The organism is Bradyrhizobium sp. UFLA05-89 (genome assembly GCF_059803475.1).
In genome coordinates, this window is the sequence record NZ_JBANBA010000008.1 from 65,958 (window position 1) to 90,875 (window position 24,918).

A 24,918-nucleotide genomic window follows, 5' to 3' on the forward strand; every position below is an offset into this window, starting at 1 on the left:
CTCATACAACATGGACATTTCGACATGAACGATCACATCAATTCCGATTCCGCCAAGCCGCGTGCGATCCTGAAACCCCGGCGCCTCGCGCTGCTCGGCACCGTGGCCGCGCTCGGCGTTGCCGTGCTTGCCGGTGCTTCGAACTCGCCGTTCAACGGCGCGTCCTTCACCTCGCCGGCGCTGGCTGCCGAGTCGGCGCAGACTCCACCCGGCTTTGCCGATCTGGTAGCCAAGGTGAAGCCCGCCGTGATTTCGGTGCGCGTCAAGATCGACCAGACCGACGACAAGAATGCGATGCTGCAGCAGAACCGGATGGATTCGGATGAGGATTCACCGTTCGATCAGTTCCCGAAGGAGTTCGGCTTCCGCCTGCCGAAGGGCATGCAGCAGATGCCCAATGGCATGCCGCAGCGCCACCGCGTGATCACCGGCGAGGGCTCGGGCTTCTTCATCTCGGCCGACGGCTACGCGGTGACCAACAATCACGTCGTCGACCACGCCCAGTCCGTGCAGGTGACGGCGGACGACGGTACGATCTACACGGCGAAGGTTGTCGGCACCGATCCGAAGACCGACCTCGCGCTGATCAAGGTCGACGGCAAGAAGGACTTTCCGTTCGTGAAATTCTCCGAGCAGCGCCCGCGGATCGGCGACTGGGTGGTTGCCGTCGGGAACCCGTTCGGCCTCGGCGGCACGGTGACGGCGGGCATCGTCTCGGCCAATGGCCGCGACATCGGCGCGGGTCCCTATGACGATTACATCCAGATCGACGCGCCCATCAACAAGGGCAATTCCGGCGGTCCGGCCTTCGACATGAACGGCAACGTGATCGGCGTGAACACTGCGATCTTCTCGCCGTCTGGCGGCTCGGTCGGCATCGGCTTCGACATTCCGGCCAATACCGCGAAGCTCGTCGTCGCCCAGCTCAAGGACAACGGCTCGGTCACGCGCGGCTGGCTTGGCGTCCAGGTGCAGCCGGTGACGGCTGATATTGCCGACAGCCTCGGGCTGAAGGAAGCCCGCGGCGCGATCGTCGATACCCCGCAGGACAACAGCCCGGCGTCCAAAGCCGGCATCGAGGCCGGTGACGTCATCGTTGCCGTCAACGGCACGGCGATCAAGGACTCCCGCGATCTTGCCCGTACCATCGGCACGATGGCGCCGGGCAGCTCGGTAAAGCTCGACGTCTGGCACAAGGGTGAGAGCAAGACCGTGAGCGTGAACCTCGGCGAGCTTCCGAACGAGCGTCAGGCCAAGGCGAATAGCAAGGCGGACGAAGGTCAGCCGACCGCAGGCACGCCGCGTCTCGGCCTCAGCCTCGCTCCGGCCGGGGACGTACAGGGCGCGGGCCAAAAGGGTGTCGTCGTCACCTCGGTTGATCCGGAAGGCCCAGCGGCGAGCCGCGGCATCCAAACCGGCGACGTCATCCTCAATGTCGGCGGCAAGGCTGTCGCCAGCATCGACGACGTCCGCGCTGAGCTGAAGCAGGCGAAATCCGCTGGCAAGCGCAGCGTGCTGTTGCAGGTGAAGAGCGCGGAGGCGACGAAATTCGTCGCGGTGCCACTCGCCTGAGCAAAGGAAGTTTGCGCAAAAAGTAAAGAGGCGGCCTTGCGGCCGCCTCTTTCGTATCGGCTCGGCTTACCAGCAGCGGTGTCGCAAGCCGTCTGGACCGATATAGGTCATGCCGGGTTCGCAATACCCGCCGCGGAACGGCGCGGTCGCAATCGCACCTGCCGTTCCGATCGCGCCGCCGACCACGCCGGCGGCTAGGTCGCCCGGCCAGAAACCCGAGCCCTCATGGTAGTAAACCTCTCCATGGTGGTTCCTTGCGGCTACCGAACGCGCGTGAGGCTCCTGCGCCAACGCAGGCGCAGCCATGGCGGTGGTGAGGACTGCGGCTGCGGCAAATCGTTTCCAGTTCATGTGCTGTCTCCGTTGTCTTCACACGCCGGACCAACACCTGCCGCCGATAATCGTTTCGGGAACGCTGCTGGTTTGATTTGGAAGTTTGGCCGCGTTCCACGATGATCGCCATCGGCGAAAGCGGCTCAGTTGAGGGGATAAGCCGGCGGCGACCGATAACATTCGCGTTAACGGATCTGTTACGGACAGGGTTCGGCCCAAAAATCCACATTCACTCAAAGTGGTCGCGAGTCGCCTTTGCGACTCGGCGGGCGAGCAACGGTTGCATCGGCGGAACTCCCCGAGGGGGCTGCTTTGTGGAACCGGACCTCGTCAGGGATCGGTGCAACGATGGATCGATTGAAGGCCTTCAGCAGGCGCGCGTTACTGCTGGTGCCGCTTGTGCTCTGCACCCAAAGCGCGCTGGGTCGCGACGACGGACGCTATGCGGATTCGCCGCTCAAGCCATGGTTCGACAGCCTGCGCAGCCATCTCGGTCCATGTTGCTCAGATGCCGATGGCGTGGCTGTAGCCGATCCCGATTGGGAATCATATGGGGGGCACTATCGCGTGCGCATCGACGGTCAGTGGGTCGAGGTGCCCGATGAGGCCGTTATCACGGAGCCAAACCGCGCCGGGCGAACCATGGTCTGGCCGGTGAAAACGGCGTTCGGCATTTCGATCCGCTGCTTCATGCCCGGCACCATGATCTGAAGGGCAGGCATCGACATTGCGCGGCGCACGAGAACTTCGCGCGCCGCCGGATGTCGTCTCACCCGGAACGCTTCTTGCTCGACTTCTTCTTCGAGCTCTTCCGTTTCGACGTCTTCTTCTTCGGGACCTTCTTGCCCTTCTTGCGCGCCTTCGACAAGCCGATCGCGATCGCCTGCTTGCGGCTCTTTACGCGCCCACCGCGTCCACCACGACCGCTCTTGGCCGTGCCTTTCTTGTAGCGACGCATCTCGCTTTCGACGTCCTTGCCGGAGCTTCTCGAATAGCGCCGTTTCTTTGCCTTGCGTGCCATGAGCATCCTCCCTTCAAGGACAGAACCGCTCCACATATGCATGGTTCCGTTTGGAGCGGCCGAGATAGGAACGGCCGCGATATGAAACTGTTGGTCCAACACGCATTCCTCAGCGTGAGGTTCTCAGTCTTGACGACCACCGATCTCGGCCCCACCGTCCACATTGCCAAGCATCCGATCCATCCAATGCTGGTGCCGTTTCCGATCGTCTGCTTCGTCGGAACGCTGGTCACCGATCTTGCCTATTGGCGGACGGCGGACGTGATGTGGGCGAACTTTTCATCCTGGCTGCTGCTGGCGGGCCTTGTCATGGGAACGCTGGCCGCGATTGCCGGGCTGACGGATTTTCTCAGCAATCGCCTGGTGCGAGCGCATAGCGCAGCCTGGCTGCATCTGGCCGGCAATGTGCTGGTCATGGTGTTGTCGCTCGCCAACGCCTTCGTCCACAGCCGCGACGGCTGGACCTCGGTCGTGCCCACTGGGCTGATCCTTTCCGCCATCGTGGTGCTGCTGTTGTTGTTCACGGGCTGGCAGGGCTGGACGATGGTCTATCGTGACCGGATCGGGATCGCGCGATGATGTCGTTCTCGTGCAAACGGCAGATCGCGAAGCTCGCACTTGCCGGAACGTCTCTGGCGCTTCTCGCTGGCTGCAATGATGGCGGTGGCGATCCGGCGGCGCAGGTCGGATCGCAGCCCAATCTGCCCGCGATTCAGCAATATTTGTTTCCGCCCATGAACGTTGCCCGCATCATCGGCTGGAAGGAGAACGAGACGCCGGCTGTAGCGAAAGGCTTGAAGATCAAGGCCCTCGCCAAGGGATTGCAGCATCCGCGATCGATCTTCGTGCTGCCCAATGGCGACGTGCTGGTGGTCGAGTCCAAATCGCCGGCGATCGAGCCGGTCCATCGTCCCAAATCCGTAGTCATGGGCTGGATCGAGAAGATGGCGACGTCCGGCGGCGAGGAGGCAGCGAGCAACCGGATCACGCTGTTGCGCGACAGCAATGGCGACGGCGTACCGGAGGTGCAGAGCACCTTCCTCGATCAACTCAAATCGCCCTTCGGCGTGGCGTTAGTCGGCAACGATCTCTACGTCGCCAACACCGATGCGATCGTGAAATATCCTTACCATGAGGGCGACACCAGGATCACCGCGTCCGGCACGGTGTTGACGCCGTTGCCGGGCGGTCCGATCGACCACCACTGGACCAAGGCGATGATCGCGAGCCCGGACGGCTCGAAGCTCTATGTCGGCGTCGGCTCCAACAGCAACATCGTTGAGAACGGGATCGGCGCCGAGCGCGATCGCGCCGCGATCTGGGAGGTCGATCGTGAGACGGGACGCTCGCGCCTGTTCGCGGAAGGTTTGCGCAATCCAACCGGGCTCGGCTTCGAGCCGCAGAGCGGAAAACTCTGGACTATCGTCAACGAGCGCGACGAGCTCGGTCCCGATCTCGTGCCCGACTATCTGACCTCGGTGAAGGACGGCGGCTTCTACGGCTGGCCGTACAGTTATTATGGCAAGCACCTTGATCCGCGCGTGCAGCCGCAGCGGCCGGATCTCGTGGAAAGCGCGATTGTACCCGACTATGCGCTGAGCTCGCACGTCGCTCCCCTGGGGCTTGCCTTCTACACAGCGAGCGCGCTGCCAGAGAGCTACCGCGGCGGCGCCTTCGTCGGCGAGCACGGTAGCTGGAATCGCCAGACGCTCAACGGCTACAAGGTCGTGTATGTACCGTTCAGGGACGGCCAGCCCGACGGCAAGGCACAGGACGTCGTGACCGGCTTTCTCGACAGCGACAACAAGGCGCGCGGTCGCCCGGTGGGGCTGGCGGTCGACAAATCCGGTGCGCTTCTGATTGCGGATGATTCCGGCAACACCGTCTGGCGCGTCACCGCCGGCGGTTGACGCGTGGCGGAGAACAAAATCATCCCGCGCGGAACGGACCGGCAGCAGTGCGGATTAACCGCAATGGTCACGATCAACATCCTCGACAGGCCGATCGAACGCATCCGCGAGACCTGCGAGATGATGGGCGCGCGCGACAAGTTCGAACGCGCGCTCCCTGAGCTCGAGACCTTCCTCGAAGCGGAGATCGCCAGAGGGGAGACGGGCGAGGCGCGGCTTACCTATGACGGGCTCTGCTTCCTCAATGAGGCCTTTGCGCGGAAGTGAGCCGGCAGGTCAGAACGAATTGGCAAGCTCGATCTCGGCCTCCAGCGCCTGGATGCGCTTTGCGGCCTCGTCGAAGCTGAGATCCCTCGCATACTGACCGGGCTGATAGGCCTCCTCGCTGAGCCGCCTCAGCCGCAGGACCTGGGCCCGCGTCATCTGCGCGGTGAGGAAATCCTTGGCGTCGTATTTACCTTCCACTCGCATTTCCACTCTCCATCCCTGAATCGTGACTTGACTATATGTTCTTATTTTGTTCTAACAAGCCATGGACAACAGAATTAATGAAATTCGTCGTAAAATCAGTGCTTTAAGGTCGGGTATGATCGACCTTGAGACGTCGGTGCGCGACCTGGTCAACCGCGATCGCGATTGCAGCGAAAGCGCGGTGCGATTGCTCGGATTGCGCCAGGACATGAAGCGGCTGATCGCCGACTGGAAGTCGGCCGGTGGCGGCGATTTCGTGCCTAATATCGGAGAGCGGGTAAGACTACGCGCCGAGGTGAAGAATGCGGGCAAACCGCAGCGCATCGCTGCTCGCTGCTAAACTTTTCGGAGGCTCGCCGTGGATGAGGACCCGGACTCGTACCGGATTCTGAAACTGCGTGCAGAGATTCTCGAACTGGGCTCAGCCATTCGCCAGTTGCAGCGTGCGGGCCTCGACGATGCCGCAGCCCTGCTTTTGATTGCGCGAAAGCGCGCGATGCTCGAAACCCTCGTGAAGTGCGAGCCGCAAAGCATAGCGCTGTCCCGTTCCGACCTTAAGCCTTAACATGCCTGACATCCGACGGGGCTATGTCGGACACGTCCCGCGACGTGCCGGAGTTTTCCGATGTCGGACACCGAGACGACAGCGCTGCTGCGCGCGGTTCTCGCTGAGATCTGCGCGGGCATACCCGCATCCGAGACGGCCGCGCGCGAGCGCGTTGCCGCGACAGTCATCGAGATGATCCGGATGGGCTGCTGCTCGGCCGACGAACTCAGTCGCGCCGGCCGCGATGCGCTCAACCGTGCCCCCACGATGTGGCGCTAAATCATGATCCGGAAGCGTCTGGAGCGTTTTTTCCGAAGAGATCATGCTTAAACAACATCCCAAAGCGCGATGACGATTCGTCCTCATCTCATTGCGCCTTAGTTAGCCGCATCGCGCGTCGGATCCTGTCAAGCAAGAAAAAGCCCCGCAGATGCGGGGCTCTTCCGGGTGGTGCAAATGCGCTCACTTCGAGCTGCTCGGCGTGTTCATGCTGCCGGCTTGATTGGTGCCCGGGCCGACATTGCCCTGGCTCGATGGATTGGCGGCTCCGCCGCCGCTCGATTTCATGTTCGCACCGGTCGTGGTCTGCGACGACGTCGCGGACGAATGGTGCTTTTTGTGCGTTTTGGCTTGGGCAGCCAATGGCGCGGCGGCGAGGCCGGTGGCCAGGATCATGGCTAAGGCGAGCTTGGTTTTGTTCATGCGCGGAACTCCCTTGAGTAAAATTGACGCAGGGAGCCAACAGCGATTGGGCGCGAGAGTTCCAGCGCGAGCTCAACATGCGCCGTCGCGCGTGCTTCAAGTTTCCTTGTCATCCATCAAAACGAATACGGCACCGGTCAGCGTTGCGCCGATCGCAAAGCTCGTCACGAGTGTGATGACGAACACGAAAATGGTCGGGCTTCCGCCAGCCCTGAGCAGTGTCGCAACGGCAGGATTGATGAGCACCAGCGCGAGGCCGAAGGTGAGTCCGAGAGCGGCGCCCATCATCGCCTGCGTCATCAACGTGATGGCGCCGGCCGTCGAAACCAAACGTGGCGATTTTCGCGTTCGCATTGTCGCCCTCGGCAATCGTCCGGAAAAACGCACTGGATCATCGCGAGTTCCTCTGAGGCCGCGTCTTCCTGAACAAATATTCATAGTGCGCGATCTTCAGGTGGCGTTCATGAGAGGCGTGAGAAGGTCGGGACTGAAGCAACGACAAGGAAAGCTCGAATGGGAAAGGTGATCTTTCTGTACCGCTCCCTTGCCTATCGCAACGCGGCGGCGGAAATGCTGCGCAAGGCGCGCACGCTGCCGCGTGGTGCGGAGCAGCGCGCCGCGCGAAGCTACGCAATGGCATTGCGCGATCTGGAGCGGAGCGAAGCCTGGCTTGAGGGGCGCATCGCTGATGCGCCGTTGCAGATGCAGGCGGTGAGGGTGCGGGCCCGGCGCTAGCCCGAGGCGCGCTGCAATTCGCCGGCGATCGCTGCGTCGAAATTTCCGGCTGCCGGCAGCGTCGCCTTCCGTGTCAGCGGCACTTCGAGGCGGCACAGAAGACCCTCGGCGCGCCAATCGAATTGCGCCTGTCCGCCGAGTTGGGACTCGACGCTCGCGAGCAGGCTCTTGGTACCAAAGCCGCGCGCCTTCGGCTGCCTGACCAGGGGCCCCCCGGATTCCTCCCAGGTCAGCGCGAGCATCTCGCCACTCACCTCCCAGCCGATCGCAAGCCGCCCCGACCGTGTCGACAACGCGCCGTATTTGGCCGAATTGGTGAACAGCTCGTGCAGCGCCAGCGCCAGCGTTTGCGCGGTAGCCGGCACGAGCTGCACTTCGGGACCCGACAGACGGATCTGGCCGCCGAGTGAATAGGGCGCGAGCTCCTCCTCGATGAGCTTGTTGATCTCGGCGCCCTGCCAGCTCGACAGCGACAGGATGGTGTGCACGCGCGCCAGCGCATTGATACGTCCTTCGACGGCATTGACGTAGGTCTTGACGTCGTCGGCGCGGGTCAGCCGGACGATTGATTGCGCGAGCGCCAGGGCGTTCTTGGCGCGGTGGTCGACTTCGCGGGCGAGCAGGTTCTGCCGATCTTCGGCGCGCTTGCGCTCGGTGATGTCGACAGTGACGCCGCTCACCCGCACCACGCGACCGTTTCCGTCCAGCGTTGCCGCCGCCGTTCCGACGCACCAGCGCACCTCGCCATCCGGCCGCTGAATGCGGAATTCGGCTTCGTAGGCGCGCGTGCCCGTGTTGAATTCGGCGATCGCCTTGCGGAATTGATCGACATCGTCGGGGTGCAGCAGCGCCTGCACGCTGGCCGAGGTGACGTAGAAGGTCTCCGGGCTGACGCCGAAGATGCGATACTGACCTTCGTCCCACATCCAGTCGCCGTTGATCCAGTCCCAGTCCCAGGATCCCATCTTGCCGGCGGCGATCGCCATGCTGCGCCGTTGCTCGCTCTCGAGCAGCTTGGCGGTGGAGCTCTCAAGCTCGGCGGTGCGCGCGCGAACGCGATCCTCCAGTTCCTGGTTCAGCCGCTCGAGCTCGCGCGTCTTGCGATAGAGTTCAGCGAACACCTTGATCTTGGCTCGCAGCACCTCCGGCACGACCGGCACCGGAACGTAGTCGACCGCGCCCATCTCGTAGCCGCGCAGGCGATCGATGTCGGAAACCTGGATTGCCGAGATGAAGATCATCGCGATCTTCTGGAAGCGCGGATGCTCGCGGATCATCGCCGCGAGCTCGAAGCCGTCGAGCTCGGGCATGCACACGTCGACCAGGATCACCGCGATCTCGCTCTTCAGCAGGATTTCCAGCGCCTCGCGGCCGGAGGAGGCGATCACGAGGTTCTCGCCGAGGTCCTTCAGGATCACCTCATAGGCGAGCAGCTTGGCCGGCTGGTCGTCGACGAGGAGGATGTTGACCTTTTCGTGGTCCATATTCGGATCCCACTCAGCGATGCAGCCACATGCGGATCGCAAGCAGCAATTGATCGGTGTTGACGGGTTTGGCGAGATAGTCGGAAGCGCCCGCTTCCAGACATTTCTCCCGATCGCCCTTCATCGCCTTCGCGGTCAGCGCGATGATCGGCAGGCGCAAAAAGGCCGGGTTCTCCCGAATCACGCCGATGGTCTGATAGCCATCCATCTGCGGCATCATGATGTCCATCAGCACGATCGCGATCTCCGGATTGGATTCCACCAGCGCCACCGCCTCGCGGCCGGTGGTGGCGGTCAGCACCTTCATGCCGCGACGTTCCAGCACGCTCGACAGCGCGAAGATGTTGCGGGCATCGTCGTCGACGAGCAGGGCGGTCTTGCCGATCAGGTCCTCGTCGGAACTGTTCAGCTTCTCCAGCATGCGCTGCTTCTCGGTCGGCAGCTCCGTGATCACCCGGTGCAGGAACAGCGCGGTCTCGTCAAGCAGGCGTTCGGGCGACTCCACACCCTTGACCACGATGCTGCGCGCCATGGTGTGGAGCTCGGCATCCTCTTCGGCCGAGAGCTCGCGCCCCGTGAAGACCACGACCGGAATGTTCGACAGCCTCTCGTCGCTGCGGATTTGGTCCAGCACCTCGAACCCGCTCATGTCCGGCAAGCGTAGATCCAGCACCACGCAATCGCAAGGAGCGTCGCGCAGCGTCGAGAGCGCGCCAGCGCCGGTGTCGGTCGCCACGATCTCGATGTCGTCGTGATGCAGCAGCTCGCGGATCGAGAGCTGCTCCGCTTCGTTGTCCTCGACGATGAGGAGCCGCTTGCGCCGCGGCCTTGCGTATTCCTTGATCTGGGTCAGCGCGGCGGAAACGCCCTCGGTCGTCGTCGGCTTGTTGACGAAGGAGAAGGCACCGCGAGCGAGTGCGTGCTGGCGGTCCTCGTCCAGCGTGATGATCTGCACGGGGATGTGGCGGGTCAGTGGATTATGCTTGAGCTGGCTCAACACCGTCCAGCCCAGCATGTCCGGCAGGAAGACGTCGAGCGACACCGCCGTCGGCTGATATTGCTTGGCGAGCTCCAGGGCTTCAGCGCCGCGTGCGGCGACCAGCACCTTGAAACCCTTGTCGCGGGCGAGATCGACCAGCACGCGGGCATAATGCGGGTCGTCCTCGACGATCAACAGAATGGTGTCTCCCGGCTCGAGATTGAGCCGGTCGTCAGGAAGTTGCTCGATGACCCGCTCGGGCGCAGTCGCCTGCGCCTGGAGCGCGGGCGGCTGGTTGGCCGTGGGCGCGGCCCGTGGCGCGAGCGTCGGCCCCGAGTATTTGAGCGGCAGGTACAGCGTGAAAGTGGAGCCCTTGCCAGTCGCGCTGCGCAGATGGATCTCGCCGCCAAGCAGGCTTGCGAGCTCGCGGCTGATAGCGAGCCCGAGGCCGGTGCCGCCATATTTGCGACTGGTGCCGGCGTCGGCCTGCTGGAAGGCCTCGAAGATCAGCTTCTGCTTCTCCAGGGGAATGCCGATGCCGGTATCCGAGACCTCGAACGCGATCACTGCCGGTGCAGCGTTGAGCACGGGGTGATCCGGTGTCCAGCCGCCGGGCGCATCGGCGACCTTCAGGCGCACGCCGCCATCGGCCGTGAACTTGAAGGCGTTCGACAACAGGTTCTTCAGCACCTGTTGCAGCCGCTTGGAGTCGGTGACGATGCTGCGGGCGAGGTTCGGATCGACCTCGATGTTGAAGGACAGGTTGCGGTTCTCCGCCTCGTGCCGGAACGGACGCCCGACGGTCTCCAGCAGGTTCGCGGTCAGGATCTCCTCGGCATCGACCGTCACTGTGCCGGACTCGATCTTGGAAAGATCGAGAATGTCGCTGATCAGGTTCAACAGGTCGGTGCCGGCGCCGTGGATCGTGCGGGCGAACTCGACCTGCTTCGCCGAGAGGTTGCCATCCGGATTGTCGGTGAGCTGCTGGCCGAGGATCAGGATCGAGTTCAGCGGCGTACGCAGTTCGTGGCTCATATTGGCGAGGAATTCGGACTTGTATTTCGAGGTCAGCGCAAGTTCGGTTGCTTTCTCCTCGAGTGCGCGGCGGGCCTGTTCGATCTCCTGGTTCTTGCGCTCGACTTCCACGTTGCGCTCGGCGAGCTGCTGCGCCTTCTGCTCGAGCTGGTCGTTGGTCTGCTGCAATTCGCGCTGCTGGGCCTGGAGCTCACCTGCAAGCTGTTGCGACTGCTTGAGCAGGCCTTCGGTCTGCATCGTCGCCTCGATCGAGTTGAGCACGATGCCGATGGAGTCCGTGAGCTGCTCCAGGAAAGTCATTTGCGAGGTCGTGAATGAGGCGAGCGAGGCGAGCTCGATCACAGCCTTGACCTGGCTCTCGAACAGCACCGGCAGTACCACCAGATTCTTCGGCACGGCGCGCAGCAGCGCCGAGTTGACCGGCACCACGTCGGCCGGGATGTCCGCGATCACGCGCGGGCGCTTGTCGAGCGCACATTGCCCGGAGAGACCGTCACCGAATTGCAGCACCTGCGGATAGGGATAGGCGCCGTCGCCGGCATAGGAGGCTAGTAGGCGGAGCTGCGGGCTGTCCTCGTTCTCGATCTGGTAGATCACGCCGGTATGGGCATTCACCAGCGGCGACAGCTCGGAGAGCAGGAGACGGCCGACGGTGGTGAGGTCGCGCTGGCCCTGGAGCATGTTGGTGAATTTGGCAAGGTTCGTCTTCAGCCAATCCTGCTCGGTGTTCACGTCCGTGGTGAGACGCAGGTTGGTGATCATGGTGTTGATGTTGTCTTTCAGCTCCGCGACCTCGCCGCGGGCATCGACCTGGATCGACCGGGTCAGGTCGCCCTTGGTCACGGCGGTCGCGACCTCCGCGATGGCGCGCACCTGCGAGGTGAGATTCGCCGCCAGCAGATTGACGTTGCCGGTCAGGTCCTTCCAGGTGCCGGCCGCGCCCGGCACGTTGGCCTGGCCGCCAAGGCGTCCCTCGACGCCGACCTCGCGCGCCACCGACGTAACCTGATCGGCGAAGGTCGCGAGCGTCTCGGTCATGTTGTTGATGGTATCGCCCAGAGCGGCGACCTCGCCCTTCGATTTCACCGTGAGATTCTGCTTCAGGTCGCCGTTGGCAACCGCGGTCACGACCTTGACGATGCCGCGCACCTGCTCGGTGAGGTTCGCCGCCATGAAGTTCACGGTGTCGGTGAGGTCCTTCCAGGTGCCGGCGACGCCAGGCACCTGGGCCTGGCCGCCGAGCTTGCCTTCGGTGCCGACCTCGCGCGCGACGCGCGTCACCTCGCCGGCGAAGGCGTTGAGCTGGTCCACCATGGTGTTGATGGTGTTCTTCAGCTCGAGGATCTCGCCCTTCACATCGACGGTGATCTTGCGGGAGAGGTCGCCGCGGGCCACGGCGGTCGTGACCTCGGCGATGTTGCGCACCTGCGTGGTGAGATTTGCGGCCAGGAGATTGACGTTGTCGGTGAGGTCCTTCCAGGTGCCACCCACGCCGGGCACCACGGCTTGACCGCCGAGCCGACCCTCGGTGCCGACCTCGCGCGCGACGCGCGTCACTTCGGCGGCGAAGGAGCGGAGTTGCTCGACCATCGTGTTCAGAGTGTCCTTCAGCAGCAGGATCTCGCCGCGCACGTCGACCGTGATCTTCTTCGAAAGGTCGCCGCCGGCAATGGCGGTGGCGACCTCGGCGATGTTGCGCACCTGTGCGGTCAGGTTCGAAGCCATGAAGTTGACGTTGTCGGTGAGGTCCTTCCAGGTGCCGGCGACTTCAGGCACTTGTGCCTGGCCGCCGAGCTTGCCTTCGGTGCCGACCTCGCGCGCGACGCGCGTCACTTCCGAAGCGAAGGCGTTGAGCTGGTCCACCATGGTGTTGATGGTGTTTTTCAGCTCAAGGATCTCGCCGCGCACATCGACGGTGATCTTGCGCGACAAGTCGCCGCGCGCCACGGCAGTCGTCACTTCGGCGATGTTGCGGACTTGGGCGGTGAGGTTGCCCGCCATCGAGTTCACGCTATCGGTGAGGTCCTTCCAGGTCCCGGCGACGCCGGGCACGTTGGCCTGGCCGCCGAGACGGCCTTCGGTGCCGACCTCGCGCGCCACGCGTGTCACCTCGCCCGCGAAGCGGTTGAGCTGGTCGACCATCGTGTTCAGCGTGTCCTTGAGCTGAAGGATCTCGCCGCGCACGTCGACGGTAATTTTTCGTGACAAGTCGCCGCCGGCGATTGCGGTTGCCACTTCGGCGATGTTGCGGACCTGGGCGGTGAGGTTACCCGCCATCGAGTTCACGCTATCGGTGAGATCCTTCCAGGTGCCGGCGACGCCGGGCACCTCGGCCTGGCCGCCCAGCTTGCCTTCGGTGCCGACCTCGCGCGCGACGCGCGTCACCTCACCGGCGAAGGCGTTGAGCTGGTCGACCATCGTGTTCAGCGTTTCCTTGAGCTGAAGGATCTCGCCCGACACGTTCACGGTGATCTTCTTCGACAGGTCGCCCTTGGCCACGGCGGTCGCGACCTCGGCGATGTTGCGGACCTGGCCGGTCAGGTTCGAGGCCATCGAGTTGACCGAGTCGGTCAAGTCCTTCCAGGTGCCCGCGACGCCACGCACCTGAGCCTGACCGCCGAGCTTGCCTTCGGTGCCGACCTCGCGCGCGACGCGCGTCACTTCGCCTGCGAATGCGTTGAGCTGGTCCACCATGGTGTTGATGGTGTCCTTCAGCTCCAGGATCTCGCCGCGCACGTCCACGGTGATCTTCTTCGAGAGATCGCCGCCCGCGACGGCCGTCGTCACCTCGGCGATGTTGCGGACTTGCGCCGTAAGGTTCGACGCCATCGAGTTGACGCTCTCCGTGAGGTCCTTCCAGGTGCCGGCGACGCCGAGCACGTTGGCCTGGCCGCCGAGCCGCCCTTCGGTGCCGACTTCGCGCGCCACGCGTGTCACTTCGCCGGCGAACGCGTTGAGCTGGTCGACCATGGTGTTGAGCGTTTCCTTGAGCTGAAGGATCTCGCCCGACACGTTCACCGTGATCTTCTTGGAGAGGTCGCCGCTCGCGATCGCGGTCGCGACGTCGGCGATGTTGCGAACCTGCGCAGTCAAGTTCGAGGCCATGAAGTTGACGTTGTCGGTGAGGTCCTTCCAGGTGCCGGCCACACCGGGCACTTGCGCCTGGCCGCCGAGCTTTCCTTCCGTACCGACCTCGCGCGCGACGCGCGTCACTTCGGATGCAAAGGAGTTGAGCTGGTCCACCATGGTGTTGATGGTGTCCTTCAGCTCCAGAATTTCGCCGCGCACGTCCACGGTGATCTTGCGGGACAGGTCGCCGCGCGCCACGGCGGTGGTCACGTGGGCGATGTTGCGAACCTGCGCGGTCAGGTTGCCACACATCGCATTGACGGAGTCGGTGAGGTCCTTCCAGGTGCCGGCGACGCCGGGCACGATGGCCTGGCCGCCGAGCTTACCGTCGGTGCCGACCTCGCGCGCCACGCGCGTCACTTCCGAGGCGAAGGAGCGAAGCTGGTCCACCATCGTGTTGATGGCTTCCTTGAGCTGCAAAATTTCGCCGCGGACGTCGACCGTGATCTTCTTGGAAAGGTCGCCATTGGCCACCGCGATCGTCACCTCTGCGAGGTTGCGCACCTGGTTGGTCAGGTTGTTCGCCATCGAGTTGACGCTCTCGGTCAAATCCTTCCAGACGCCGGTCACTTCCGGTACCTGGGCCTGACCGCCGAGCTTGCCTTCGGTGCCGACCTCGCGGGCCACGCGCGTCACCTCGGAGGTGAACACGCCGAGCTGCTTGATCATGGTGTTGACGATGGTCGCCGATTGCAAGAATTCGCCGCGCAAGGGGCGGCCGTCGACGTCGAGCTTGACGGTTTGCAGCAGGTCGCCTTGCGCCACCGCCGCGACTGCGCGCGTCACCTCGCGGGTCGGCCATAGGAGATCGTCGATCAGCGTGTTGACCGAGCCTTCCATGTCGGCCCATGAGCCGGAGGCGAGACCGAATTTGACGCGCTGGCGCGTCTTGCCTTCACGCCCCACCACCTGGCCGACCAGCTCGAGCTGCTGTGCCATGCGCTGGTTCGCGGCGATGATCTCATTGAAGGTGTCGGCGATCTTGCCGTCGATGCCGAGATAGTCGCCGCTCATGCGCACGGAGAAATCACCGCTGCGCATCGCTTGCAATGCCAGCAGCAATTCCTGCCGGGAGTCGGCTTCCGGAGTGCCATTCACTTTTCGTTTGGGGACGCGACGACCGGATTGCGAAAGTGGTCCGGGATCGAGGTCGCTCATTTCATTCCCCCCGCAGGTGCGTTTCCGAATCCAAAGCAGTACGCAGTTCTGGAAATAGAACGTCAGCTAAATTCCAAATCAAGCTACAACATTGGAGCACGAATAACTGGAACCTGCCTCGCTCAGCCCGGCCGAAACAACGCGGGGGAGGGAACAGGGTTCCATCGATTTCAGGAATTTTTTCTTTGGCTTGCGAGCGTCGTTCCCAACGCGGAACGGCAGAACGGGACGTTCGGAACGGAGCGCGCGACCTCCGGTTAGCCCGTGAAAAGAAGGAGCGTGTTATGAGAATAGTAACCGTAGCCATTGCGGCCACCTTGCTGATCGCCGGCGCGGCCTATGCGCAAAACGGTGCACCGAGCGGCCGAGGGGCCGTCACGGGAGACCCGGCGGCGAGTTCAGCTACACCCGGCTCCGCACCGACAACGGGAGCGGCAACGCAGCCGAGCCGGAGCGGCAGCGGCACATCTACCTCGGGCGGCCGGGACAACAATGGCGACCAGGGCAGGGACAAGATGCCCGAGAGCAATCGCACCGTGAAGCCGGAGAGCGAGCAGCATCATCCCGAACGGTGAGTGTCTACTTGTCGGCCATCGTACGCGCGGCGTCCCTGAGCTGCGACCGCAGGACCGGCAATTGTTCGCGCGCGAAGACGCTGAGCGCGTCATTGTCGGGCGCTCGCAGATAGCGCTCGAGCAGGGCGATGGTCTCTTCATATTCGGCGACTTGCGCCGCGTAGAATTGCCTGACGCAGGTCGGCCCTTCAGAGTCGTCGGGGCCGGTGAGTGCGGCGCCCGCTGTCGAGGCCTTGCGAACGTTCGGCTCGGCGCCGATCGCTTGCTGGATCTGCTTCAGCGCCTTGTCGCGCTTTGCTGCATCCTCGGCCCGCGAGATCGCCAGGGTCTTGACCTCCTGATTGCCCCTGAGATCGGCGCTCTCGAGCAGGCCTTGCTGGAATCGCCCGAACGCATAGAGGCCGCTGATGACGTCGGTTGCCGTCGGTGTGCGCACGGAATCGTGCCCTGCCCATGTTCGCTCGTCGCTACTGTCGGCGAGCACGGCGGTGTTGATGAACAACAGGACGGTGGCGACGATCATGCGCATGGACCGTCAATAGCGGGTTGCAGCAGAAGTTCCCGCGACATTACGATCCGGTAAGGGCGGTTGCGTGCAGCACCCTTGCTTCCCACCTGTCCGATATGAAGCAATCCGATATTTTCAGGGAAAACGCCGAGAACTGCCTGCATCTTGCCGAGCGGGCCGAGGGACAACCCGCCTTCAAACGCTACCAGCGGATGGCGGAAGCCTGGTCGGCGCTGGCGGAGGAGCAGGACTGGCTCGACGGCGAAATCCCGCCAGTCACCCAACGCGTGCCGCAAAAGAAGCCGACATCATAGCCGCTCTCGCGTTCGTGAGTCCTCGTGTGAGACCGCTCACGGACGATGCGCGACCAACTGACGATGATCCGGAGTAAGGTCACTACAGACCCCGTTTGTTCATTTCCAGCAGGAGGATTGCAATGGCTCCCCGTCTGGCTCTGTTCGTCCTCATCATGGCGTTTGGCATTTCCGCCACCTTCGCGACGGTGACGACGCTGCGGCAAGTCCATTTGGCGCATTCGTCGCGGCCTGTCGCGCAGCATGCGCGCAGTTAGGCACGGTTGACCTCCCTGATTCCCCGCTGCTCCGGAACCATTGCGGTTGCGGCGCGTAAGCGTCTTTAAGACAGACGAAACGCGGGAAGTACAATCATGACGCATTCCAACCATGGCATCGTTCGCGACAAGCGCGCCGAGGAGCAGCCGCGCGACAAGCAGCGCGCGCAGTCCGTACACAAATCCGGTGCGAAGGGTTCGCCGTCGAAGGAAGCAACGCGCGATCCCGAGTTGAACGATCAGGCCAAGACGCCGGGGTCGGGCATGACCCCTGATGATTCCGGCACGCCGCCGACCGGTTGAGACCTAGAGGAACGAATTCATCTCGGACGCGTAAGTGGATTGCTTGCGGCTTCATACCCCGGTGGGCCGGAAGCAATCTCCAAGGACGGCCCTGGCATACCCGTGCCGGGGTCGTTTGCCGTTGTGCTCTCGCAAGTGCGATCAATCCTCGGCATCGCTCGGCGTGTGGCCGGCAGGGCCGCGACCGAACACGCCATAGTCGCTCGACTTGACACCAGCCAGGCCATCGATGCCGGCACTGGCGAGACCAAGCTTGAGAAGTTCGCGCACCGCGGCGGCGCGTGTCGGCATGCGGTGGCGGAAGCGGAAATCGTCGACTGCACTCAGTTCTTCAGGCGAGAGCATGACTTGCAGTCGCTCGGCGCGAAGATCGTTCATGTTCAGCCACTCAAAATTGGCAAGGTTAGTAGTTTACTCAACGAACCAACTCGGCGCGGGTTCCGCAAGCTCCTCAAATTTCGCCAAATGAGTGAATTTATCATGCAAAATCAATAACTTATGTAATTGCGGGAGCGGCTATAAGTGTGCATGCTGGACTTCAATATCGCTCCAAGAAACTGGAGAGAAGCGATGCCCGATCAGGTCAGACTGCCGCGCAGACTATCCGAAGAGCCCGAGGCGCCGGAGCCGCGCCGGCCAAGTCATCGGAGGGTGATTGAGCAACTCGACCGGTGGGCCAATAGCCCGGGCCTGCAACCCCCACGAGGTCGCGATGCGGAAACGGAAACGTTCTGATCCCCACACATTCGAGCAACGGCTCGAAGAGCACCGTCGCCGGCTCGAGGACGAGCTTGCAAAACTGCGAGGTGGACGGCAGCGCGAGTTGCTTCTGGCGCGTCTCGAGCAGCTTCAGTCTGCCGCCGAGATGCACGAGTTTCTGTCACTACGACGCTAGCCGGTCGGCAGATGTGTGGCCGTGCTGCCGGTCATGGCGTGCGACGCGCAGCTTGCGACGCAGCCACCACATCGACACGGCAACGATTCCCCACGCGAGCAGCGCGACTGCGAAGGCCACTGCAACGCTTGCCAGGACGGTGATGTAGAACACAGCTGCGAAGGTGACGAGGCCGACGCTTCCCAATCCGGCGCCCGCGGCATCGAGTGCGGCAGCCTGTCGGCCACGTCTTTCGCCGCTCAGACCAGCCTTCTCCTTCTTGTGGCGTTCGTGGCGATCGATCAGCGTGGCGCTGGCACAGAAGATCGCGGGCAGCGCGAGGAACAGGCCGCCCACGGACGTACCGAATTGCTTGCCGATGAGACCGGCCAGGACGGTCGCGGCACCGCCGAGCACGAAACGGATGAGATATTCGTACCAATGCGTTTGCTTCAGGGATGACGTCGACAGCTTGACGGGCATCACGTGAATCCCCCGAAGCTCGTCAGCAGGCCGAACGCGACGGCGAGCCAGACGACGAAAGAGATGATCGTCGCGGACAGTGCCGCCATGTGCCATCGCATCAGCAATTGGCACACGACGAAGCTGTAGCAGGCGAGCGCAACGGCGCCATAGATCATTGTCCAGCTTTCGGCCGCGGCGTAAGTCGCGCCATGCTGGGCGACGGCAATGCCGAGTGTCGCCAGCGCGACCGAGGGTGCGGCGCTCAACAGGCCGGCAAAGCTCTTGGGCCGCAGCATGTCGCTCAGGATCGCGAAGGCGGATACGATCAGGCCTCCCGCAACGAAGCGTAGGACCTGCTCGGTCACGGCCGTTCCCGCGCATTGCGCTTCATGAGCGCGCGCGGTCTCAACAGCCGCTCGACCGCGGCGCCGAGCGCAAAGCCCGCCACCACGTCGCTCGCCCAATGCGCCAGCAGGACGATGCGTGTCAGCGACAGTCCGATGGCAACGGCGCGCAAAGCGCGACGCGGACCGCGCGGTAACAGGCCAGCAGCAGAGGCAAGCGCACCCATGTGAACGGCATGTCCGGATGGAAAGGCGTCGCGCGATTTCCCCGACATCGGAATGCCGCGGCGATGGCCGCGGATGGTGAGCCTGTCCGGCCTGGTCTGATCAAAGACCGATTTCAGAATATGCGGCAGCACCGCCGTCACGAGCGACACCGCAAGCACGTGGTTGGCAACCGGCCGCGCTGCCGGACGTCGCGTCGAGGCGTAGAGCCAGCCGGCGGCGGCGAGGGCCAGCAGCACGTGCTCGTCGGCGCCCCAAGTGAGGGCCTCCGCGGCCTCTTCCATGCGTGGGTTGGCATGAGCGGCGATTTCATCGGCGATCGCAATATCGATCCGGGTCGGCTTGACTGTAGCGAGTGCCATCGTTGGTCGGTCGGCGAAGGAGCTCCGTGTCAAGGTTGTAAAGCGGGGGCGCGAGCGAAGTTCCGCTTCCGTGGCCTTTAAGGCTGCCCCGATCCGCCCGCCGAACCATAGATCTGCCCCGTGGCGTAGCTCGCGTCCGCTGCGGCCAGCTGCACATAGATCGAGGCGAGTTCCGCCGGCTGGCCGGGACGACCCATCGGCGTCTGGCCGCCGAACTTTTCCAGCTTCCGCCGGAGACCTGAAGCGGCGTCCAGATCGGGCCTGGCGCGACGCCGTTGACGCGGATACCGCTTGGGCCAAGCTGCTTTGCCAGCGACTTGACGTAGTTCATCGTCGCCGCCTTGGTCCGTGCGTAGTCGTAGAGGTCGGGCGAGGGATCGTAGGCCTGCTCCGACGTGGTGCCGATGATGCAGGCCCCCGGCTTCAGATGCGGCAGCGCCGCCTTGATGATCCAGAACGGCGCGTAGATATTGGTCTTCATTGTCGCATCGAAATCATCCGAGGAGACATCGAGGATCGAGTCGCGTGCCTGCTGCCGCGCGGCGTTGCAGACGATGACGTCGAGCCCGCCGAGGCCCTGCATCGTGCGTTCGACGAGCTCCTTGCAGAACGTTTCGCTCCGAAGGTCGCCGGGAATGGCAATGCCGATGCGGCCTTCCTTCTTGATCAGCGTGATGACGTCCTGTGCATCCGGCTCCTCGTTCGGCACGTAGACGCGCGATGACGATATCTCATCGCGCTCTTAGTGCTTTTAGTTAAGAGGCGGTGAGATGCCGACAAGTCTGTCGGCATTCACAAAGCGGCGCAGTTCTCACTTTCTGGACTGGCCGACGCTCGGCGCCTTGCCGAGCTCCTGTGCCATGTCGAAATGGTGTTTCAGTGCGGGCAGCGTCTTGCTGGCCCAGTTCTTCAGCTCGGGATTGTCGCCGCCATTGGCATAGCGCTCGAACAACGATACCGCGTCCTTGTGTGCGCTGGCTTGGTAGGAGTCGTAATCCGAGCTGAAATCCTTGCCTGATGCGCCCTTGAGTTTGTCGAGCTTGCTCTGATGCGAGCTGTCGAGGATCGTCGGCACCGTCGCCTGGACCTTGCCGCTGCTGACGAGCTGCTTCAGCTCCGTCGAGGTCTTGGTGTGATCGGTCACCATCTGCTGCGCGAAGGTCTTCTCCTGCGCATTGCCCTTCTGCTCGGCGAGCTTGCTTGATTCGATTTCGAACATGTCGCTGATCGCAACTTCCTTGACGAAATCGGCCGTGGCGGGAGCCACGCCGAGCACCGAGTTCACGCCGGTTTTCTCGCCGACCGATTGCGCGAGCACGGGGCCTGCGAGCAGGCAACAGCCGACTGCGATCAGTGTGCGTCTCATGGTCCTCATCCTCCGACTTGGCGGCGTTCAGAACGTGGTCGCTGCGCTGGTGTTGTGGGGCGACCAACATTCGGTTTGAGCGCTTGTTCCAATGCCCCCGCTAGTCAGTTGGATTGCGGCCGGTGCGCGGGTTGAGCGGCTTGGTCGGCGGCCGCCGTAGCCCTTCAGGCAGGAACGGCTCGCCGGCTTGCGCACTCGGCATCGCGCGCACGTCGGCGTAGCGCTGCGCCCTCTCATGCGGGGTCTCGTTGTTGTTAATCCGCCGCTTCACGTCGACGCCGCCGACGGGATCATTGACGCCATGCTGGATGTCGCGGAAGTCGCTCATGTCTCACTCCTTTCAAGGCAGGATGGATTCGAGCATATGGCGCGCGGTGCTCTTGAATTCGCGTCAGGGAAAACCGCTGCTTTTCAGCCTTGTTCCAGGCCGCGGCGGGGAACACGTGGCGGGAGCGCCGGAACGATCGCTTCGCGGTTTGGTTGATCCGCAAAAGCGAGTCTCAACGGAGATCTCACCATGATGGATCAAAGCGAAACAGGCGCGCTGATCGGCAGCGACAAGGTCGAGGGGACTTCGGTCTATGGCGTCGACCACAACAGGATCGGTTCGATCGAGCGCGTCATGATCGACAAGAAGAGCGGCAGGGTTTCTTACGCCGTGCTCGGGTTCGGCGGGTTCCTCGGGCTCGGCAACGATCACTATCCGCTGCCCTGGCAGTCTCTGAAATACGACACCGACCTCGGCGGCTACGTCACAGGCATCACCGCCAGGGAGTTGCGCGGTGCCCCGCACTACGGCGAGGCGGCCGAGTGGAACTGGAGCGACGAGGCCAAGGTGCGCGCGCTGAACGCCTACTATGGCGTGCCGATCATCTAGCGCAAATTCCGAATAGGAGTTTCCGATGAGCAGGGAAAAGCCCACGGACGATCCCCGACAGCAAAACGACTGGGGATCGCATGCACAGACGGACAAGCCCTGGAAAGGCAATCCGGAGAAGGAACAGAGATCGGGCGAGGCGAAGCCCGATCTGGAGAAGTGGCACGAGAGCAAGACGCATTGACCGTGCGAGGGCCGGGGAGTTCGTCTCAACGGGCGAAAGCGCGCGCCACTTTGTCGGTGTCATCGCCCGGCTCGACCGGGCGATCCGGTATTCCAGAGACGGTTGTGGCTTCGCGGATGAGCCGCGGCGTACTGGAGGCCCCGGTCAACCGGGCATGACGGCGGTCGCACGCGTGAAATGCGGACGAGCTGTCAGTACGTCTGAACTAATCGAGGTACTGAATCGTGGATGCTCAAACACGAGCGCGTGGGCCGTCCGCGGAGCAGCCGCTGTTGCCGGAGCAGCCGCTGTTGCCCCCGCACAAGGACAGCCCCCAGGACGTCTCGAACAAGGCCCGCGAGGCGGCGGATGCATCACCTGTGCCCTCGTTGCGCAACCGCCTGCGCGAGCACTGGCTGCTCACGGCCGCGGGTGCCCTCGTCCTGGTCGCTCTGCTCGTGGCCGGCATCGTCTACTGGCTCAACATCCGGCACTTTGAATCGACCGACGATGCTTTTGTGGCCGCGCGCAGCTTTTCCGTCGCCTCGAAGGTCGCCGGCTACGTCACCGACGTCCCTGTCACCGACAACCAGCACGTCAATGCCGGCGATCTGCTGGCGCGGATCGACGAGCGCGACTATCGGATCGCGCTTGACCAGGCCGAGGCGCAGCTCGCGGCCTCGCAGGCCAATATCGGCAACGTCGAGGCCCAGATCGACTCCCAGAAGGAGCAGATCAACCAGGCCAAGGCACAGCTCGAACAGGCCCAGGCCCAGCTCAAATTCGCGCAGGAAGAGGACGCGCGGGCGCAGGATCTCGTCCAGAAGGGCGCCGGCACTGTTCAGCGCGCGCAGCAGACCCACTCTGACCTTCAGGCGCAGCAGGCCAACACCGAGCGTGCGAAGACTGCGGTAATCAGCGCCGAGCTCGGCATCAAGACGCTTGAGGCGCAGCTCGAAGGTGCGAAGGCGCAGGCGAAGCAGTCCGAGGCGCAGCGCGATCAGGCCAGGCTGAACGTCGACTACACCAGCGTGCTAGCGGCGCAGCCTGGGCGCGTCGTCAAGCTCAGCGGTGCCAAAGGCACCTACGTCACGCCGGGCCAGAGCTTGATGATGTTCGTGCCCGATGATGTCTGGATCGTTGCGAACTACAAGGAAACGCAGCTCAAGGACATGCGGCCTGGCCAGTCTGTCGAGATCCGCGTCGACGCCTATCCCGACCGCAAGCTCACTGGTCGCGTGGCGTCGGTGCAGCCGGGCTCCGGCACGGCATTCAGCCTCCTGCCGGCGGAGAACGCGACCGGCAATTACGTCAAGGTGGTGCAGCGCGTGCCCGTGAAGATCGTGGTCGACAGCTGGCCGGCCGATCTGCCGGTGGGACCGGGCATGTCGGTCGTGCCCTGGACGAAGGTGCGATGACCGACATCGCGCAGGGTGGCGCGGCGGCGGGTGGCTGGTCGCCGGAGCGCTCCGCGGCGGGCGGACACAATCCCTATCTGATCGCCTTCGTGGTCTCCATCGCCACCTTCATGGAGGTGCTCGACACCACCATCGCCAACGTCTCGCTACGCCACATCGCCGGCGGGCTCGCGGTCGGCCTCGACGAAAGTACCTACGTCATCACGAGCTACCTCGTCGCCAACGCCATCGTGCTGTCGATCTCGGGCTGGCTCTCCACCGTGATCGGCCGCAAGCGCTTCTACATGATGTGCGTTGCGACCTTTGCGGCGGCATCGCTGCTCTGCGGCTTCGCCTGGAGTCTCGAGGCTCTGGTGCTGTTCCGTATCTTGCAGGGTCTCGGTGGCGGCGGCATGGCTACGAGCGAGCAGGCAATCCTTGCCGACTCCTTTCCGCCCCACAAGCGCGGGCAGGCGTTCGCGATCTATGGCGTCGCCGTCGTGGTCGCGCCCGTGATCGGCCCGACGCTCGGCGGCTGGATCACCGATACCTATTCTTGGCATTGGGTGTTCTTGATCAACGTACCGATGGGCCTCGTCTCGTTGTTCCTGGTCGGCACGCTGGTGAAAGAACCATCCGGTGCGGAAGAGGAGAGGGCAGCCCTGCTCGCGAGAGGGCTACGTGTCGACTACATCGGATTTATTCTTGTCGCGGTCGGTCTCGGCTCGCTCGAATTCGTGCTCGATGAAGGCCAGCGCAACGATTGGTTCGGATCGAACATGATCGTCGCCTTTGCCTGTCTTTCCGCGTTTTGTCTGCTAGCGCTAGTTCCCTGGGAATTGCTGCGCGACGATCCCATCGTCGATATTCGCCTGCTCGGGCGGCGACAGTTCGGCGCCTGCTTCGTGGTCATGTTGGGCACCGGCGCGGTGCTGATCTCGACGACGCAGCTCATTCCGCAGCTCTTGCAGACCGAGCTGAACTACACGGCGATGCTTGCGGGCCTCGCTCTGTCGCCCGGCGGCGTCGCAACACTGGTTCTGATGCCGGTGGTCGGCCGCCTCGTCAGCATGGTGCAGCCGAAATATCTCATCATGACGGGTGCGGCCATCTGCGCCGTCGCGATGTGGCATCTCACCGGACTCAACGGCGACATCACCTATGGCTATGCGGCGATGGCGCGCATCTTACTCGCCCTCGGTCTGCCCTTCCTGTTCCTGCCGGTGACGACGGCCTCTTATGATGGCGTGCCGCCGGACAAGACCAACCAGGCATCTGCGCTCATCAACGTCGCGCGCAATATCGGCGGCTCGATAGGCGTTGCACTCGCGCAGACCATCCTGGCGCAGCGCCAACAATTTCACCAGAGCCGGCTGATTGAGCATCTTGCGCCGTCCGATCTCGGCTATCAGCAGGGTGTGGATGCGATGACACGGTTCTTTCAGGCGCAAGGCTCGAATGCATCGGATGCGGCCTCGCAGGCGATCGCCTGGGTCGGCAGGACCTTGCAGCAGCAGGTCGACTTCCTCGCCTATATCGACGTGTTTTGGACGCTCGCGATCATCGCCGTCCTGATGATCCCCGTCGCTGCGATGCTTCGTCCGATCGACCTGCATGCCCCGGCGCGCGGGCATTAATTGCTTGGCCGTTCGCAAGGTCCAATGACCTAAGTCTGAAAAAGGAACTAATCTGAAAGATCAGGATATTTTGACCTATTACCCTGGAAGTGCAGCGAAAATTTGACAGTTCTATTTTAGAACTACAGGTTTGCTCTCGATATCACCCGACGACCTGTGCTGCGTGAGCGGTCGA

Annotated in this window: 32 protein-coding genes and 1 pseudogene; 18 read left to right on the forward strand and 15 right to left on the reverse strand. The window is 63.3% G+C overall.

Annotation, left to right across the window (positions count from 1 at the left end):
• Positions 1 to 24 precede the first annotated feature (24 nt).
• Positions 25 to 1,572, forward strand: coding sequence for a Do family serine endopeptidase (locus SO139_RS06670; RefSeq protein ID WP_498539806.1), 1,548 nt, complete (start codon positions 25 to 27; stop codon positions 1,570 to 1,572).
• 66 nt (positions 1,573 to 1,638) lie between these two features.
• Here SO139_RS06670 and SO139_RS06675 read toward each other — a convergent pair whose 3' ends face one another.
• Positions 1,639 to 1,923 carry a hypothetical protein gene (locus SO139_RS06675; protein WP_449378709.1) on the reverse strand — a complete coding sequence of 95 codons (285 nt, stop codon included), beginning with the start codon at positions 1,921 to 1,923 and terminating at the stop codon, positions 1,639 to 1,641.
• Between the two features lie 330 nt (positions 1,924 to 2,253).
• On the opposite strand from SO139_RS06675, the gene SO139_RS06680 reads away from it, so the two are divergent.
• On the forward strand, positions 2,254 to 2,616 hold the full coding sequence (locus SO139_RS06680) for a hypothetical protein (RefSeq protein WP_449378708.1): 363 nt from the start codon (positions 2,254 to 2,256) through the stop codon (positions 2,614 to 2,616).
• Positions 2,617 to 2,674: 58 nt separating this feature from the next.
• On the opposite strand, the gene SO139_RS06685 is transcribed toward SO139_RS06680, so the two are convergent.
• On the reverse strand, positions 2,675 to 2,926 hold the full coding sequence (locus tag SO139_RS06685; RefSeq protein WP_449378707.1) for a DUF6496 domain-containing protein: 252 nt from the start codon (positions 2,924 to 2,926) through the stop codon (positions 2,675 to 2,677).
• A 129-nt stretch (positions 2,927 to 3,055) separates the two neighbouring features.
• On the opposite strand from SO139_RS06685, the gene SO139_RS06690 reads away from it, so the two are divergent.
• The 3 genes from SO139_RS06690 (at position 3,056) to SO139_RS06700 (ending at position 5,103) form a co-directional block, all read left to right on the forward strand.
• The gene (locus tag SO139_RS06690) at positions 3,056 to 3,505 is read left to right on the forward strand and encodes a DUF2231 domain-containing protein (protein ID WP_449378706.1); all 450 of its coding nucleotides are present in this window, start codon (positions 3,056 to 3,058) and stop codon (positions 3,503 to 3,505) included.
• Positions 3,502 to 4,836 carry a PQQ-dependent sugar dehydrogenase gene (locus SO139_RS06695; RefSeq protein WP_449378705.1) on the forward strand — a complete coding sequence of 445 codons (1,335 nt, stop codon included), beginning with the start codon at positions 3,502 to 3,504 and terminating at the stop codon, positions 4,834 to 4,836. The genes SO139_RS06690 and SO139_RS06695 overlap by 4 nt, the downstream gene beginning before the upstream one ends.
• 63 nt (positions 4,837 to 4,899) lie before the next feature.
• Entirely contained in the window at positions 4,900 to 5,103 is a 204-nt protein-coding gene (locus SO139_RS06700; RefSeq protein WP_498539807.1) for a hypothetical protein, read from the forward strand.
• A gap of 9 nt (positions 5,104 to 5,112) precedes the next feature.
• Here the strand turns inward: SO139_RS06700 and SO139_RS06705 are convergent, their stop codons facing one another.
• Positions 5,113 to 5,307, reverse strand: coding sequence for a DUF3072 domain-containing protein (locus SO139_RS06705; RefSeq protein ID WP_449378703.1), 195 nt, complete (start codon positions 5,305 to 5,307; stop codon positions 5,113 to 5,115).
• Between the two features lie 61 nt (positions 5,308 to 5,368).
• Here SO139_RS06705 and SO139_RS06710 point away from each other — a divergent pair, with 61 nt between their 5' ends.
• Genes SO139_RS06710 through SO139_RS06720 form a run of 3 tightly spaced genes read left to right on the forward strand, consistent with a single transcriptional unit; the run spans position 5,369 to position 6,133 of the window.
• Entirely contained in the window at positions 5,369 to 5,647 is a 279-nt protein-coding gene (locus SO139_RS06710) for a hypothetical protein (RefSeq protein WP_449378702.1), read from the forward strand.
• An 18-nt stretch (positions 5,648 to 5,665) separates the two neighbouring features.
• Positions 5,666 to 5,872, forward strand: a complete 207-nt coding sequence (locus SO139_RS06715; protein WP_449378701.1) for a hypothetical protein — start codon at positions 5,666 to 5,668, stop codon at positions 5,870 to 5,872.
• 60 nt (positions 5,873 to 5,932) lie between these two features.
• Complete coding sequence (locus tag SO139_RS06720) at positions 5,933 to 6,133, forward strand: hypothetical protein (protein WP_449378700.1); 201 nt, start codon at positions 5,933 to 5,935, stop codon at positions 6,131 to 6,133.
• A 183-nt stretch (positions 6,134 to 6,316) separates the two neighbouring features.
• On the opposite strand, the gene SO139_RS06725 is transcribed toward SO139_RS06720, so the two are convergent.
• Positions 6,317 to 6,556 (reverse strand): hypothetical protein, encoded by a 240-nt coding sequence (locus tag SO139_RS06725; RefSeq protein ID WP_449378699.1) that lies wholly within the window; start codon positions 6,554 to 6,556, stop codon positions 6,317 to 6,319.
• 96 nt (positions 6,557 to 6,652) lie between these two features.
• Entirely contained in the window at positions 6,653 to 6,910 is a 258-nt protein-coding gene (locus tag SO139_RS06730) for a hypothetical protein (RefSeq protein ID WP_449378698.1), read from the reverse strand.
• A gap of 159 nt (positions 6,911 to 7,069) precedes the next feature.
• On the opposite strand from SO139_RS06730, the gene SO139_RS06735 reads away from it, so the two are divergent.
• A complete protein-coding gene (locus tag SO139_RS06735) occupies positions 7,070 to 7,291 on the forward strand; it encodes a hypothetical protein (protein ID WP_254107440.1) in 222 nt (73 codons plus the stop codon).
• Here the strand turns inward: SO139_RS06735 and SO139_RS06740 are convergent.
• Complete coding sequence (locus SO139_RS06740; protein WP_449378697.1) at positions 7,288 to 8,775, reverse strand: HWE histidine kinase domain-containing protein; 1,488 nt, start codon at positions 8,773 to 8,775, stop codon at positions 7,288 to 7,290. The genes SO139_RS06735 and SO139_RS06740 overlap by 4 nt on opposite strands.
• Positions 8,776 to 8,788: 13 nt before the next feature.
• Positions 8,789 to 15,076 (reverse strand): HAMP domain-containing protein, encoded by a 6,288-nt coding sequence (locus tag SO139_RS06745; RefSeq protein ID WP_449378696.1) that lies wholly within the window; start codon positions 15,074 to 15,076, stop codon positions 8,789 to 8,791.
• Between the two features lie 284 nt (positions 15,077 to 15,360).
• On the opposite strand from SO139_RS06745, the gene SO139_RS06750 reads away from it, so the two are divergent.
• Positions 15,361 to 15,651, forward strand: a complete 291-nt coding sequence (locus SO139_RS06750) for a hypothetical protein (protein ID WP_449378695.1) — start codon at positions 15,361 to 15,363, stop codon at positions 15,649 to 15,651.
• A 4-nt stretch (positions 15,652 to 15,655) separates the two neighbouring features.
• Here the strand turns inward: SO139_RS06750 and SO139_RS06755 are convergent, their stop codons facing one another.
• Positions 15,656 to 16,180, reverse strand: a complete 525-nt coding sequence (locus SO139_RS06755; RefSeq protein WP_498539808.1) for a DUF4142 domain-containing protein — start codon at positions 16,178 to 16,180, stop codon at positions 15,656 to 15,658.
• Positions 16,181 to 16,275: 95 nt separating this feature from the next.
• Here SO139_RS06755 and SO139_RS06760 point away from each other — a divergent pair, with 95 nt between their 5' ends.
• The 3 genes from SO139_RS06760 to SO139_RS06770 all read left to right on the forward strand — a co-directional run bounded on the left by SO139_RS06760 (position 16,276) and on the right by SO139_RS06770 (position 17,033).
• Positions 16,276 to 16,473, forward strand: coding sequence for a hypothetical protein (locus tag SO139_RS06760; protein ID WP_449378774.1), 198 nt, complete (start codon positions 16,276 to 16,278; stop codon positions 16,471 to 16,473).
• 122 nt (positions 16,474 to 16,595) lie between these two features.
• Positions 16,596 to 16,730 (forward strand): hypothetical protein, encoded by a 135-nt coding sequence (locus SO139_RS06765; protein WP_449378693.1) that lies wholly within the window; start codon positions 16,596 to 16,598, stop codon positions 16,728 to 16,730.
• Positions 16,731 to 16,826: 96 nt separating this feature from the next.
• Positions 16,827 to 17,033 (forward strand): hypothetical protein, encoded by a 207-nt coding sequence (locus SO139_RS06770; protein ID WP_449378692.1) that lies wholly within the window; start codon positions 16,827 to 16,829, stop codon positions 17,031 to 17,033.
• Between the two features lie 141 nt (positions 17,034 to 17,174).
• Here the strand turns inward: SO139_RS06770 and SO139_RS06775 are convergent, their stop codons facing one another.
• Complete coding sequence (locus tag SO139_RS06775) at positions 17,175 to 17,411, reverse strand: hypothetical protein (RefSeq protein WP_449378691.1); 237 nt, start codon at positions 17,409 to 17,411, stop codon at positions 17,175 to 17,177.
• 334 nt (positions 17,412 to 17,745) lie between these two features.
• Between SO139_RS06775 and SO139_RS06780 the strand changes: the two genes are divergently transcribed.
• Positions 17,746 to 17,928: a hypothetical protein gene (locus SO139_RS06780; protein ID WP_449378690.1), complete on the forward strand. Its 183-nt coding sequence runs from the start codon at positions 17,746 to 17,748 to the stop codon at positions 17,926 to 17,928.
• On the opposite strand, the gene SO139_RS06785 is transcribed toward SO139_RS06780, so the two are convergent.
• From SO139_RS06785 to SO139_RS06810, 6 genes and pseudogenes are all read right to left on the reverse strand, one after another.
• Entirely contained in the window at positions 17,917 to 18,390 is a 474-nt protein-coding gene (locus SO139_RS06785) for a DUF3147 family protein (protein WP_449378689.1), read from the reverse strand. The two genes, SO139_RS06780 and SO139_RS06785, sit on opposite strands and share 12 nt — an antisense overlap.
• Positions 18,390 to 18,737 carry a DUF3147 family protein gene (locus tag SO139_RS06790; protein ID WP_449378688.1) on the reverse strand — a complete coding sequence of 116 codons (348 nt, stop codon included), beginning with the start codon at positions 18,735 to 18,737 and terminating at the stop codon, positions 18,390 to 18,392. Before SO139_RS06790 ends, SO139_RS06785 begins: the two co-directional genes overlap by 1 nt.
• Positions 18,734 to 19,303: a phosphatase PAP2 family protein gene (locus SO139_RS06795; RefSeq protein WP_498539809.1), complete on the reverse strand. Its 570-nt coding sequence runs from the start codon at positions 19,301 to 19,303 to the stop codon at positions 18,734 to 18,736. The genes SO139_RS06790 and SO139_RS06795 overlap by 4 nt, the downstream gene beginning before the upstream one ends.
• 77 nt (positions 19,304 to 19,380) lie before the next feature.
• Positions 19,381 to 20,015, reverse strand: a pseudogene (locus SO139_RS06800) (SDR family oxidoreductase); the annotation flags it as partial.
• 99 nt (positions 20,016 to 20,114) lie between these two features.
• Positions 20,115 to 20,669: a DUF4142 domain-containing protein gene (locus SO139_RS06805; protein ID WP_498539810.1), complete on the reverse strand. Its 555-nt coding sequence runs from the start codon at positions 20,667 to 20,669 to the stop codon at positions 20,115 to 20,117.
• 100 nt (positions 20,670 to 20,769) lie between these two features.
• Entirely contained in the window at positions 20,770 to 20,997 is a 228-nt protein-coding gene (locus tag SO139_RS06810; RefSeq protein ID WP_449378685.1) for a hypothetical protein, read from the reverse strand.
• A gap of 189 nt (positions 20,998 to 21,186) precedes the next feature.
• Here SO139_RS06810 and SO139_RS06815 point away from each other — a divergent pair, with 189 nt between their 5' ends.
• The 4 genes from SO139_RS06815 (at position 21,187) to SO139_RS06830 (ending at position 24,743) form a co-directional block, all read left to right on the forward strand.
• Entirely contained in the window at positions 21,187 to 21,546 is a 360-nt protein-coding gene (locus SO139_RS06815) for a PRC-barrel domain-containing protein (protein ID WP_498539811.1), read from the forward strand.
• 25 nt (positions 21,547 to 21,571) lie between these two features.
• Entirely contained in the window at positions 21,572 to 21,730 is a 159-nt protein-coding gene (locus tag SO139_RS06820) for a hypothetical protein (protein WP_283036784.1), read from the forward strand.
• A 359-nt stretch (positions 21,731 to 22,089) separates the two neighbouring features.
• Positions 22,090 to 23,127 carry an HlyD family secretion protein gene (locus SO139_RS06825; RefSeq protein ID WP_498539837.1) on the forward strand — a complete coding sequence of 346 codons (1,038 nt, stop codon included), beginning with the start codon at positions 22,090 to 22,092 and terminating at the stop codon, positions 23,125 to 23,127.
• Positions 23,124 to 24,743: a DHA2 family efflux MFS transporter permease subunit gene (locus SO139_RS06830; protein WP_449378683.1), complete on the forward strand. Its 1,620-nt coding sequence runs from the start codon at positions 23,124 to 23,126 to the stop codon at positions 24,741 to 24,743. The genes SO139_RS06825 and SO139_RS06830 overlap by 4 nt, the downstream gene beginning before the upstream one ends.
• The last annotated feature ends 175 nt before the right edge of the window (positions 24,744 to 24,918 follow it).